The organism is Actinomadura sp. NEAU-AAG7, from assembly GCF_018603865.1.
GTDB classification, from domain to species: Bacteria; Actinomycetota; Actinomycetes; order Streptosporangiales; family Streptosporangiaceae; genus Spirillospora; species Spirillospora litoris.
This window is the reverse complement of record NZ_JAHFZY010000004.1, coordinates 830,079-842,806: the sequence shown is the minus strand read 5'-3', so window position 1 is coordinate 842,806 and position 12,728 is coordinate 830,079. Positions and strand designations below refer to the sequence as shown.

Below are 12,728 nucleotides of genomic sequence, written 5' to 3'. Positions count from 1 at the left end.
GAGTGTCAAGTTGATGCCGTGGCAGGAGGCTGTCACGGCCCGTCCCGCCGGGCGGCGCGGCGTCTGTGACACTGGCCGGAGTCCGTCCCCCGCGATCTATGGTGATATCGCCGCCCAGATGGCATTATATTGCCAAAGTTTGGCAACTCGCCGATCCGGCAAGGAGCGCAGATGGCCGACCTGAAGATCAGCGTCGTGATCCCCTACAAGCAGCGGCTGGACAACATCCGATCGGTGCTCGGCTCGCTGGCCGACCAGACCATGGACGCGGACGAGTTCGAGGTCGTCGTCGGCGCCATGGAGTACAGCGAGGAGTACGTCGCGGCCTGCCGCGAGTTCACCGGGAGCCTGAACCTCGTCTCGGTGCTGTCGGACGACGAGTGGAACGTCGCCCAGGCGCGCAACCTCGCGATCCGGCAGGCGACCGGGCGGGTCGTCATGCTGCTCGACGCCGACATGGTGCTCCCCCCGCAGGTGCTCGACACCCTCTACGACCGGTATTTCGCCGGGCACCGGAACGTCTGCGTCCTCGGGAAGGCCCTCGGCTACAGCTGCGTCGTGGAGCACGCGCCGAACGGCACCGAGCTGACGATGTCCGGCCAGGACAACAGCGGCGTGCTCGCCTACGGCGGCCACCGCGCGCTCCTGGACGACCTGGAGCAGGCGGGCGAGGTGTGGGCCGACGACCGCAAGGTCCTGGAGTCGGTCCCGCTGCCCTGGTCGCTGGTCTGGACGGGCCTCGTCGCGCTGCCCGCCGAGACCGTCCGCCGGCACGACCTGATGTTCGACGAGAACTTCCGCGGCTGGGGCTCGGAGGACCAGGAGTGGGGGTACCGCGTCTACGCGACCGGCACCCCGCTCGTGCTGGGCGACGACGTGTACGGCATGCACCTGCCGCACGACCGCGACGCCGCCACCGACCAGGAGTCCTACCGCGCCAACAGCCGCTACTTCCTCACCAAGTGGCCGACCCTCGACGTCGAGATCACCCGCGCCTACGGCTGGGAGGACGGCAACCGCCTCTACCCGGAGGTGCGCGACGAGGTCGCCGCCGCCGTCTCCGGGCACGGCCGCACGCTCGGCGTCGTGCGCGGCAAGGCCGAGGGCACCGACCTGCTCGTGGTCGGCGCCGAGATCGACTCCCGGACCCGCGTCCCGGCGCCGGACGTCTCGGACCTGTTCGACGACGCCGACTCCCTCGACGTGCTGCCGCTGCTCGGGCTCGCGCTCCCCTTCGGCGACGGCGACCTCGGCGAGTGCCGCGTGCTGCCGTCCGTGCTGGGGCTGGGCGAGCGCCACCGGGACACCGTGCTGGCCGAAGCCGGACGCGTGTCCGCGGGCGCGGTGGCGTCGCCGCTGGAGACCGCCTGACGGGTATGTACCGGGGGCGGGTGCGCGCGGCCCCGGCCGCCGCGCGCCCGCCCGTCCCGTTCCCGCCCCCCCTTCCACCCCTTGTCCCACCCCGCTTCGTCTCCGGTCCTCGACCGCCGCGCCCGAACGAAGGAGAGTCCCCATGCTGTACGCCGGTGTCGCCTGGCACTCCAGTGGTTACGAGGTCGTGTTCAGCCGCGACGCCGGTTCCGGGGGCGCGCCCGTCCCGTCCGCGCGGTTCGGGCCGAGCGAGCGCGACGCCCTCGTCGCGCACCTGCGGAGCGTCGCCGACCACGCCGACGACGAGCTGGTCAGCGTCGTGGACAGCACCAACGGCATCATCGACGGCCTGCTGATGGCCGTCGGGCTGCGCGTGCACCGCGCGGACCCGTGGTCGCTGCCGGAGCGTCCCGTCCTCGGCTCGGTGGGCGCCGCCGACCTCGCCGAGGCCGCCCGCCGCGACCTCGCCCGGTTGGACCGGCTCACCATCGACGACGGGACGCTCACCGGACGCGTCACCGAGCAGCTCGCCACGATGAAGAGGAGCGCGGCGGCCGAGGCGCCGCTGCGCGCGGCGGGACGCTGGTTCACCCACGGCGCCCGCGACGAGCGGGTGGTCGCGCTGACCTTCGACGACGGCCCGCAGCCGCCCTACACCGGCCAGGTCCTCGACATCCTCGACCACTACGGCGTGCCCGCCACGTTCTTCTGCGTCGGGCTCAACGCGCTGGAACGGTCGAAGGACACCGACCGGATGATGGCCGCCGGCCACACGGTCGCCAACCACACCTGGTCGCACGCCTACCTGCCCGACCTCACCCGCGACCAGCTCCGCGAGCAGCTCGCGCGGACGTTCGAGGTGCTGCCGCGCATCGACGGCGAACCCGTCCGCTACTTCCGCCCGCCCTACGGCTCGCGGTCGCCGGAGGTCGTCGGCTGGCTCGGCGAGGAGGACGTGACGACCGTGACCTGGGACGTCGACGCCGAGGACTGGACGCTGCCGAGCCCGGAGAAGATCGCCGCCGACGTGCTGCGCAAGACCGAGCCCGGCTCGGTGATCCTGCTGCACGACGGCGGCGGCGACCGCTCCCGGACCGTCGCCTCCGTCCCGCTGGTCATCGAGGGGCTCCAGGAGCGCGGGTACCGGTTCGTCCTGCTGGACGAGCTGAAGCCCGCCGTCTGAGCCGCCGTCCTCCTGAGGGGGCGCCGCGCCCCCTCAGGAGGTCTCCGGGCTAGTCCGGCGGGAAGAGCTCGTCGAGGAAGGGGTTGCGGAACGTGCCGTCCGGGTCGCGGTCGCGCAGCAGCGCCGCGAACCGGTCCGCGCGCGGGTAGAGGGCGGCGATCTCCTTCCCCGTCATCGCGGTCAGCTTGCCCCAGTGCGGCCGGGCGCCGAGCGGGACGAGCCGGTCCTCGACGGCGGCCAGCACCGGCGCCACGGCCGCCGCGTCCCGGACCCAGGTGAAGTGCAGCGTGACCGAGTCGCGGCCGAACGCGGGGCTCAGCCACATCCCGTCCGCCCGGACGGTGCGGACCTCCGCGATGTGCAGCACCGGCCCCAGCAGGTCGGCGAGGCCGCGGAGCGCGGCGAACGCGGACGCGGCGGCCTCGCGCGGCAGGAAGTACTCCGACTGCAACTCCTCCCCCGCGCCCGGCACCACGCCGGGACGGAAGTGCGGCAGCCGCTCGTGCCACGGCCCGGCGAGCCCCAACTGCCCGGTGCACGACTCGGTCGGCATCCCGGGCACCATGTGGACGGGCGCGTCCGCCGCCAGCCCGCCCTCCCAGCCGCTGCCCGGCCGGTCGGCGCGGTGCTTGAGCCACACCGAGGCGTCGGGGTCGCGCCAGTCGGTGAACACGCTGACGCTGTAGGCGGCGCCCGACACCTCCTCGAACCGCGCGGCCACCTCGTCCAGCGGCACGGCCAGCAGGACGCGCTGGGCCACCTCGAACTCCGGCTCGACGTCCAGCGTGATCCGGGTGACGACGCCGAGCGCGCCGAGCGCGACGACCGCGCCCGGGAACACGCCGGGGTCGGCGTCCCGGCTCAGCTCGACCAGGTCGCCGCCCGGCCCGACGAGCTGGAGCGCCGACACCGACGAGGCGAGGACGCGCAGCGCGTTCCCCGACCCGTGCGTCGCGGTCGCGCAGGACCCGGCGACCGAGATGTGCGGCAGCGACGCCATGTTCGGCAGCGCGAGCCCGGCCCGGTGCAGCGCGGCGGCGACGTCGGCGTAGGGCAGCCCGGCCGACACCGCCGCGGTCCCGGTCGACGGGTCGATCTCGATCGCCCGGGGCAGGCCGTCCACCCGGACGAGGTCGCCGGTGGTGTCGGCGACCGCGCTGAAGGAGTGCCCGCTGCCGAGCGCCTTGACGCGGGCCGCGCCCGCGACGATCCGGCGCAGCTCGTCCAGGGACGCGGGGCGGTGCACCCGCGCGGCCTGGAACACGACGTTGCCCGCCCAGTTCGCGGCGGGACGCGTGGTCAGCACGCCGCCACCCCCTCGGGGGCCGTCGTCATGTCCTCCACGGACACGAACGTGTAGTCGTCGGCGAGCAGCCCCTCGATGATCGGGGCCAGCGCGCCGACGGTCTGCGAGCGGTCGCCGCCGCCGTCGTGCAGCAGGATGATCGAGCCGGGCCGCGTCCCCGCCAGCACCGTCCGCGCGATCACGTCCGCGCCGGGCATCGACCAGTCGTCGGGCTCGACGTCCCACAGCACGACCGTCGGTTCCATCTCCTCCAGCCAGTCGAGCACCCGCGGGGTCCGCGACCCGTAGGGCGGGCGGAACAGCGTCGGCGCCGCCCCGCCGGACGCCCCGGCGACGGCCTCGTTGGTCCGGTCGATCTGCTCGGCGAGCTGCGGACGGGTCAGCTCCGGCAGGAACGGATGCGACCAGGTGTGGTTGGCCACCGTGTGCCCCCGCTCGCGCATGCGCGCGACCTCCTCCGCGCCCGCCTCGACGTTGATGCCGACGCAGAAGAAGGTCGCGGGGACGCCGTAGCGCTCCAGCACGTCCATGACCTGGCCGGTGTAGGGCGGCAGCGGGCCGTCGTCGAAGGTCAGCGCGACCTCGCGGCGGGAGCGGTCGCCGTGGCCGAGGCAGCGTCCGGCGCCGGTCAGCGCGGCGGTGCGGTCGGCGCTCGCCGCGATGTCGGCCAGGAGGACGTCCTCGCGCCCGGTCTGCGTGCCCGACGTCCGCTCCAGCCGGGCCAGCGCCGACAGGTCGCGCGCCGCCGCGCGGGCCAGCGCGCCCGCCGAAACGGACCCGAACACGGGACGTTCGGGCAGCGCGGGCGGGTCGGCCCGGTACATCTCCAGGCCCGCCGCCATCATGCGGCCGTCCAGCACGCCGTTCGTGCTGTCCACGACCGTGGCCATGGCCGGGTCGGCGTGCGCGCGGCCGGTCTCGCGCAGGAAGCCGATCATGTCGTCCACCCGGTCCGCGCCGAAGCGCGCCGGGGGCGCCACCCGCCTGCCCTCCCGGTCCACCACCTCGACCTCGTAGCCGGTGGCTCCCCAGGACACTCCCGAGTACAGCATCCAGTTCCTCCCTCAACAGATGGTCGGGCGACAGGGGCCGGTCACACCGGCCGGACGTACTCCTCGAAGTGGCGCTCGGCGAACAGCTCCGGCCGGCGGCCCCGGTCGAGCCGCAGGTCCCGGCCGCGCCGCAGCATGTGGCGCCAGAACGGCTTGACCGGCGGCCAGCGGCGGCCCACCTGGCAGTAGGAGCCGTCGACCAGGTAGCGGGGCTGGTCGCCCTGGCGCGGGTTCGGGCGCCGGGCGTGGAACAGCGCGGAGTGCAGCACGACGGTCGAGCCGGGCGGCAGCCGGTCGATCACGACCTCGCCCGGAAGCTCGGCGGTGCCGTGGGCGGCGCGCGCGTTCTTGGCCGCCACCTCGTACTGCGACCCGGGCAGCACCGCGAGCGGCGCCGTGCCCGCGTCGATGCCGTCCAGGTAGTGCAGCGTGTGGATCATGGTGTGGGTGCGCTCGGCCTGCGGGTTCTGCTCGTAGTCGTGGTGCCAGCTCTTGCCCGGGAGCCCGGGGTCCTGCCGGTGCGAGTGCATGTGGTGGAAGACGAACTCGGGCCCCATGAGCTGGGCGAGGACGTCCATCAGCGGCGGGTGGCCGACGAGTTCGCCGTGCGCCGCGAGCTCGATCTCCATGACCGGCGGCGGGCCCTGCGCGCCGGGATCGACGCAGCTTTGTATGGATCTGTCCCGCAGGCCCTCGTCCACCCAGCGGTCGGCCTCGGGCTTCAGGCGTTCGACCAGGTCACCGGGCAGGAAGGCGGGAAGGACGAGGTAACCGAGCCGGGTGAACCGGTCGATCTGGGCGGCCTCCAGGGGAAAGGGCCGCTCCGGGGCGAATGAGGTTCGCGAGGTCATGCCGGGGCCTCCGCTCCGCGTCGAGATGCGCGTGCTGCCACGCGCCCGCGGCGGCGCGCGCGCAGGCGCGCCGCCGCACGCGTCTATGTGATGGCGTGGATGGGGTGGCGTGGTGGGGTGGCATAGGTGTCGGAGTCGGTGGGGGCCCCCGGAGCTTCTGGCAACCGATGTTGGCACAGAGTTGCCTAACTTGGCAAGAAGATGCCAACGACCCGTTCCGTCCAAGCGGGACACGCGGGGGCGTCACCGGTCGGCCGGGTCCGGGCAGCGCGGAAGGCCGGCGGCTCGTCAGCCGCCGGCCTTCGTGGATCCCTACTCGTGGCCGCTCAGGGCCAGTCGATCTCCGGACCGTCCATGGGCATCGCCCTCTCGCGGGTGAGGCAGTCGTGCCGTCCGGCCTTGCGCCTGGGCGACGGGCACGCCGGGGCGGGCGGCGACCCGGCCCCGGTCGGCGCCGGAGCCGTCTGGGACGCCTGCGCCGGGGGCGCCTGCGCGGTTGCCGGCCTCCTGACCAGCGACACCGCCGGACGTCCGCCCTCGCGTTCGGCGACGCCGGGCACGGGGATCGCGCCGGCGAGGCCGAGGCCGAGCAGCAGGCAGCCGAGGACGTCGTCGGCCACGGGTCCGTCATGCGCGGTCATCGCCACCCCCAGGCCGGCCGCCGCTCCCAAGCCGACCGCCGCGGCCACGAGCGGCACCGGGGAACCCGACTCCCGGCCCTGGACGCGGGGACGGACCCGGGCCGGCGCGGGAGCGCCCGCGGCACCGGCGAGGAGCAGGCCGAGGCGGAGCACGGGCAGGCAGGGGACCGGAAGCGGGAGCCGCGCGCCCGCCGTGCCCGTGCGCGCCCCGGCGCACCGCATTGCGCGCGGCGCGGGTGGGAGTCGCTTTCCGCTAATCCGCTCCACGGCCGCCGCCTGGGTGCGCAGGGAAGCGTCGAGAGCGCCGCATGCGCCACAGAAAAGGACAAGTACGGCGAAATCCCATACCCCCTGATGAACGAGGCCCCCGAGCGGCAGAGCACATCCGCCAAGGACCAGCGCCGTGCGTGCCGCGCCCGGACCCGTCCGGGACGCGAACACCGCCGGAACCGGCGTCGACGCGCGGAAACAGGCCACCGCACCGCCGGTAAAGTGCGCCATCGAGCGTCCGCGGCCGACGCGCGCCGGGGGCGCCGACCCGGTGCCGGGCGCCGCCCAGGACGCCACCGCGCCGCCCCGCGCCGCCCGCGTCGCCGCCGCTGAGCGCCGGGTGCGCCGTCCCGCGACCCCGGCCCGCGGCCCCCTCACGAGCGGGCGCCTTTCCCGGCGAGCCGCATCGGATTCTCCGCCGCCGTCCCGGCCGCGCCTCAACCCCAGCCATTGGTTCCCGACGAATCTCCTCCTTCGGAGGTGAACATGAAATGACCGCCCTGAAGCATGGTGATGATCATTGTTCCACTCCCTTGAATCCTCGAAGTTCTTTCACAGGTGATTCTTGATAGGTTCGGTTCTTGAGCCAAGAGGCGGCGAGTGTCACGACCCTGCAATGGCATTAGCATGTCACCGGCTGATCAAGGACGGACCACCCCGAAGTTCTCGTGTGCCCGGTCCTGAGCCGCTCACACCCCGGCCAGGTCGTCGAATATGTGCTGCCAGGCCAGGTCGCACGCCTCGACCAGGCAGCCGTCCAGCACGGCCTCGCCGCGGCCCCCGCCGACCTCCATCGGCGGCATGCCGCCGGCCGCCGCGGCGGGCAGCTCGTACCGCACCGCGTCCACGAACCCCGGCACCTCCGCGAGCCGTCCGGCGAACACCACGAGCCCGGGGCGCGCGATCGCCAGCACCGGCCGCAGCAGCCGCGCGGTCAGCACCGCCATCTCCGCGAGCACCTCGGCCGCGCGCCGGTCGCCGCGTCCGACCGCCTCCGCCAGCTCCTGCGGCCGCATGACGGGCCCGCCGCCGCGCGCCGCCGTGATCCGTTCGAGGTCGGAGGGAACGCTCCCGCCGGGCACGCCGCAGAGCCGCAGGAACGCGTCCCGCGCCCTACCGCCGCGGTCCGGGTCGCGCGGGGCCGGGCCGGGGGCGCAGACGGAGGCGTCCTGCGAGTGGAGCGCGCCATCGTTGATCACACCGATGTCGACCGAGGACTCGACCGTCACGTAGACGGTGGTGCTGGCGGCCCGCCGGTCGTCCCGGTAGCGGAACAGCGCCTCCATCTCCACGCCCCGGCGCGCCGAGTAGCGCGGGCCGAAGAGCCGGTGCAGGGCGTGGTCGAGGGAGGCGTGGCAGGCGCGGCTCGGCGGCGCGGGCATCATGTCGCAGGGCGCCGAGGAGAACCCGGCGACCACGCGCGCGAGGTCGGCCCGCGTGATGTCGGCCTGGCGGCAGACGAGGTCGACCTCCGCCGCGACGCCGGGCAGGCCCTGCTCGCCGCGCAGCGGCGACACCCGCGTCGAGCGCGCCTTGCCGTCGATCCGCGAGACGGCCCAGTGGGCGGCGCCGTCGCGCACGTCCACGCCGAGCACCCAGCCCGCGTTGTGCCCGACCGTGAACAGCGTGGGAGCCCGCCCCGGGCAGCCCGCGCGGTGCCCGGACCGCTCGACGAGGCCGAGCGTCTCCAGGTTCGCCACCACCGAGGAGACCGTGGGCTTCGACAACCCCGACAGCCGCGCCAGGTCGGCGCGCGACACCGTCTCCAACTGCCGGATCAGGCTGAGCACGTACCGCTCGTTCATCGCCCTGAGCATGCGGGCGGACGGCACCCGCGACGGGATCCGAGCCGCCCGCCCGCCCGAGGACGGCGGCGAAGCGGGCCCAGACCCGCCGCCGCAGCCCTCGCCCGCGGCACACGCCTCGCCCAACCCATCGACGTCGACGCCACAGGGCTCCTCCACCGTACCCGCGCCACCCGCACCGCCCGCGCCGTTCACGCCGCCCGCAAGGTTCACGCCGCCCGCACCGTTCGCGGGGTTCGCGGGGTTCGCGCCGCCCGCAAGGTTCGCGCCGCCTGCCGGGTTCGCGCCGTTCACGCCGCCCGCAAGGTTCACGCCGCCCGCACCGTTCGCGGGGTTCGCGGGGGTCGCGCCGCCCGCAAGGTTCGCGCCGCCTGCCGGGTTCGCGCCGTTCACGCCGCCCGCAAGGTTCGCGCCGCCCGCACCGTTCGCGGGGTTCGCGGGGTTCGCGCCGCCCGCAAGGTTCGCGCCGCCTGCCGGGTTCGCGCCGTTCACGCCGCCCGCAAGGTTCGCGCCGCCCGCACCGTTCGCGGGGTTCGCAAGGTTTGCGCCGCCCGCGCCGCCCGCGCCGTCCGCAAGGTTCGCGGCGCCCGCGCCGTTCGCGGGGTTCGCACTGTTCGCGGCGTTCGCGGGGTTCGCAAGGTTCGCGCCGTCCTCGCCACCCGCGCCGTCCGCGCCGTCCGCGCCGTCCGCGCCGTCCGCAAGGTTCGCGCCGCCCGCACCGTTCGCGGGGTTCGCGGGGGTCGCGCCGCCCGCAAGGTTCGCGTCGCCCGCCGGGTTCACGGCGTTCGCGGCGCCCGCGCTGTTCGCGGGGTTCGCGGCGGGCGCGGGGTTCGCGGCGGGCGCGCCGTTCGCGGGGTTCGCGCTGTTCTCGGGGTTTGCGGGGGGCTCGGGGTTTGCGGGGTTCGCGCTGTTTGCGGGGGGTGCGGGGGCCTCGTCGGGGTTCGGTGGCGGGGGGGCGGACAGGATGAGGTCTTCGGCCTGGTCGACGAGCGTGACCATGCACTGCGCGACGGCCCAGTCCTGGCAGCCCGCCATGCGCATCGCCCGCCGGCAGATCTCGACGGTCAGCGCCTCGGCCCGGCGCGCGGTCTCCGCCAGCAGGAAGAAGACGACCTCCGTCGCGTCCGGTTCGAGCTTGGCGCGCAGGTGCTCCACGCCGTTGCCCTGGTCGACGAAGGTCCGCAGGCTGGAGGCGATCCGCTGCGCGCCGCCCGGTGACTGACCGGTCAGTCTGGCTTTGACTATGTACACCATTCGATCCCTGGTCGACATCGACCGCCGCTGGCCTATCCTGACCAGCTTAAAATTGATGCAAAAACGCGGGCGCCATGGTGCGCTGTCAGATGCCTGCAGTGGCAGGAAAGTGACATGTTCTCCACCCGTCCGGGCGAATCAGAACCGGCGGCGCCTGTCAACCCCTACCGGCTCGCGACGGCGCCCGGGCCCCTATTCGGCCACCCGAAAGGGGTGTGCGCCGCCCATCCTTCCAGGTCAGGCAGCTATGCACGGACGGCATCTCCACTAGCGTTTCGTCAACGGCCATGTGATACCCGGAACGGATAGAGGATTATTATGGCTTGACTGTAAAGGTTGCTAACAAACACGCTGCACGAGAGACTCGGTGGTACCCGACGCGTGCCCAGGGAGGCGGTGTGTTCGAGTCCATCGGGTTGCGGTCGGACGCGGCGAGACTGTACCGGGCGATACTGGACAACCCCAAGTACGGGGTGGACCAACTGGGCGAGCTTCTCGGCTGGTCACCGGAACAGGTGCGCGGCGTCCTGGACGAGCTCGCGGAGCTGTCGCTGGTGCGCCCCTCGTGGGAGCAGCCGGAGACGCTGCTCGCCGTCAACCCCGCCGTGGGCTTCTCCTCCCTGCTCGCCCGCGAGGAGCAGGAGCTGCTGCGGCGCCAGCAGGAGCTGGCCGCCAACCGGCGGGCCGTGATGGAACTGATCGAACAGCACTCCCGGCAGCGCCACCTGCACCATCCCGAGGTCGAGCACCTCGCCGGCCTGGACGAGGTCCGGCTGCGCATCGAGGAGCTGGCCGCCGCCTGCGAGGCGGAGCTGATGGCGTTCGCGCCGCGCGGCGCGCAGAGCCGGGAGGCGATGGAGGCGAGCCGCCCGCTCGACCAGGCGATCCTGCGGCGCGGCGTGCTCGTCCGCACCGTGTACGTGCAGAGCATCTACAACGACAGCCTCACCCTGGAGTACGCGCAGTGGCTCTCGGAGGCGGGGGCGCTGGTGCGCACCTACGGGGCGCTGTCGCAGCGGCTGCTCATCTACGACCGGGAGGCGGCGCTCGTCCCGGTCGACCCCGACGAGGAGAGCTCGGGCGCGCTGCTCGTGCGCGGCACCGGGATCGTCAACGCGCTGTGCGAGCACTTCGAGGCCGTCTGGGACAAGTCCGCCGAGCTGAGCCTCAGCCATCCCCGACGCCGGGGCGGCGACGACCTGACCCCGCAGCAGATGGCGGTGCTGCGGCTGCTCGCCGACGGGCACACCGACGAGACGATCGCGCGCCGGCTCGGGGTGTCGCTGCGGACGACGCGCCGCATCACCGCCGAGCTGATGCAGATGCTCGGCGCGCGGAGCAGGTTCCAGGCGGGGGTGCGGGCGGTGGAACGTGGCATTCTCCGTTCGGAGAGCGACCGCCCTGACGAGGGCGAACAGGCGGCCGAGACCTCCCCGTCCGGGACGCGCGGGCGGCCCCTCGGCCCCGGCGCGAGTCCGAGCCCCGGCGTGACCTGACCGGGCGCCACGCCGACACGACCTCGTCGCTGCGATTGCCAATAAGGCAATCAATCTGGCAATCTTCTGTCAACTCGGAGGGTCCTCCACGCACGAGGCAGGCATCGCATGGCAGCAGCGAACCGAACCCCGACCCCGAACCGGCCGACCGCCGTCCTGGTGGACGCCTACTCCACCGGCAACTTCCTGCCCCCGGCCTTCGACCGGCTCGGCGTGGACGTCGTCCACGTGCAGAGCACGCCGGAGCCGATCGCCGGGATGCTCGCACCGGACCTCGGCGCCTACCGGTCGTCGCTGGTCTGCGGCGACCCGGCGGCGACCGCCGCGCGGCTCGCGGCGCTCGACCCGATCGCGGTGGGCGCCGGGCAGGAGCCGGGCGTGCCGCTGGCCGACGAGTTGTCCGAGCGGCTGGGCCTGCCGACCAACGGCACGGCGCTGTCGGCGGCGCGCCGCGACAAGTTCGAGATGATCGAGGCGCTGCGGCGGGCCGGGGTGCGGTGCGCCGACCAGGTCCGCGCCTCGGACGCGGCGGACGCGGTCGCGTGGGCCGAGCGCCGCGGCGCCTACCCGGTGGTGGTGAAGCCGCTCGCCTCGTCCGGCACCGACGGCGTGGAGATCTGCGCGGACGCCGGGCAGGTGCGGGACGCGGCGGAGGCCGTGCTCGGGTCGAGGACCGTCTACGGCGAGCCGAACACGGCCGTCCTCGTCCAGTCGTACCTGGCGGGCACCGAGTACGTGGTCGACATGGTGTGCTGCCGGGGCGCCCGGTACACGTGCGGGATCTGGCGGTCGCAGAAGCGGCTCCTCGGCACCCGCAACACCTACGACCTGGAACTCCTCGTCGCGCCCGAGGAGGACGTGGTGGCGGACCTGATCGCCTATGTCGGCGGCGCGCTCGACGCGCTCGGCATCGACCACGGCCCCGCGCACGCCGAGGTGATAGTCACCGAGCGGGGGCCGACGCTGATCGAGGTCGGCGCCCGGCTCGCGGGCCACCTCGACCCCGGCTTCCACGACGAGTGCCTGGGCGGCAACCAGGCCGACCTGACCGCGCTCGCCTACACCAGCCCCGAGACGTTCCTGCGCGAGCGGGCGGGCCGCCGCTACACCCGGCGGCTCGCGGCGGGCGTCTACGCGAGCCCGACGGAGCAGGACGGCGTCGTCGAGCGGATCGACTGGACGGTCGTGAAGGAGATCGAGAACCTGCCCGGCGTGTACGGGGTGCTGCTCAAGCTGCGGGAGGGCGACCGGATCCGTCCCACCGTCGATCTGCGGACGAGCACCATGCGCGTCTACCTGCGCGCCGGGACCGAGGAGGCGATGGCGCGCGACTACCGGCTCGTCCGGGAGTTGAAGGACCAGGTCTTCCAGGTCGGCTGACCCCGCCCCCGAATGCGGTCGTGCCCGGGGCGGATAAGGACTGGCAACATATTACCGGCATCTTGACAACGTATTGCCAGAGAGTGCGGAACCCGGTTATCTTTCCGGCGAAACGATCT

At 73.8% G+C, this 12,728-nt stretch carries 9 protein-coding genes; 4 read left to right on the top strand and 5 right to left on the bottom strand.

Annotated features, from left to right (window positions below):
• Window positions 1-171 precede the first annotated feature (171 nt).
• Both KLI87_RS22565 and KLI87_RS22560 read left to right on the top strand, forming a co-directional pair.
• A complete protein-coding gene (locus KLI87_RS22565) occupies window positions 172-1,371 on the top strand; it encodes a glycosyltransferase family A protein (RefSeq protein ID WP_214618543.1) in 1,200 nt (399 codons plus the stop codon).
• Window positions 1,372-1,513: 142 nt separating this feature from the next.
• Window positions 1,514-2,554 (top strand): polysaccharide deacetylase family protein, encoded by a 1,041-nt coding sequence (locus tag KLI87_RS22560; protein WP_214618542.1) that lies wholly within the window; start codon window positions 1,514-1,516, stop codon window positions 2,552-2,554.
• A 49-nt stretch (window positions 2,555-2,603) separates the two neighbouring features.
• Here the strand turns inward: KLI87_RS22560 and KLI87_RS22555 are convergent, their stop codons facing one another.
• The 5 genes from KLI87_RS22555 to KLI87_RS22535 form a co-directional block, all read right to left on the bottom strand.
• Window positions 2,604-3,860, bottom strand: a complete 1,257-nt coding sequence (locus KLI87_RS22555) for an FAD-binding protein (RefSeq protein ID WP_214618541.1) — start codon at window positions 3,858-3,860, stop codon at window positions 2,604-2,606.
• Window positions 3,854-4,912: a polysaccharide deacetylase family protein gene (locus KLI87_RS22550; protein ID WP_214618540.1), complete on the bottom strand. Its 1,059-nt coding sequence runs from the start codon at window positions 4,910-4,912 to the stop codon at window positions 3,854-3,856. Before KLI87_RS22550 ends, KLI87_RS22555 begins: the two co-directional genes overlap by 7 nt.
• Window positions 4,913-4,953: 41 nt before the next feature.
• Window positions 4,954-5,763 carry a phytanoyl-CoA dioxygenase family protein gene (locus KLI87_RS22545; protein WP_156215852.1) on the bottom strand — a complete coding sequence of 270 codons (810 nt, stop codon included), beginning with the start codon at window positions 5,761-5,763 and terminating at the stop codon, window positions 4,954-4,956.
• A gap of 326 nt (window positions 5,764-6,089) precedes the next feature.
• The gene (locus tag KLI87_RS22540; protein ID WP_214618539.1) at window positions 6,090-6,557 is read right to left on the bottom strand and encodes a hypothetical protein; all 468 of its coding nucleotides are present in this window, start codon (window positions 6,555-6,557) and stop codon (window positions 6,090-6,092) included.
• A gap of 806 nt (window positions 6,558-7,363) precedes the next feature.
• Window positions 7,364-9,733, bottom strand: a complete 2,370-nt coding sequence (locus tag KLI87_RS22535; protein WP_214618538.1) for an ROK family transcriptional regulator — start codon at window positions 9,731-9,733, stop codon at window positions 7,364-7,366.
• 398 nt (window positions 9,734-10,131) lie between these two features.
• Here KLI87_RS22535 and KLI87_RS41605 point away from each other — a divergent pair, with 398 nt between their 5' ends.
• On the top strand, window positions 10,132-11,229 hold the full coding sequence (locus KLI87_RS41605) for a helix-turn-helix transcriptional regulator (protein ID WP_214618537.1): 1,098 nt from the start codon (window positions 10,132-10,134) through the stop codon (window positions 11,227-11,229).
• A 108-nt stretch (window positions 11,230-11,337) separates the two neighbouring features.
• The gene (locus KLI87_RS22525) at window positions 11,338-12,609 is read left to right on the top strand and encodes an ATP-grasp domain-containing protein (RefSeq protein WP_214618536.1); all 1,272 of its coding nucleotides are present in this window, start codon (window positions 11,338-11,340) and stop codon (window positions 12,607-12,609) included.
• The last annotated feature ends 119 nt before the right edge of the window (window positions 12,610-12,728 follow it).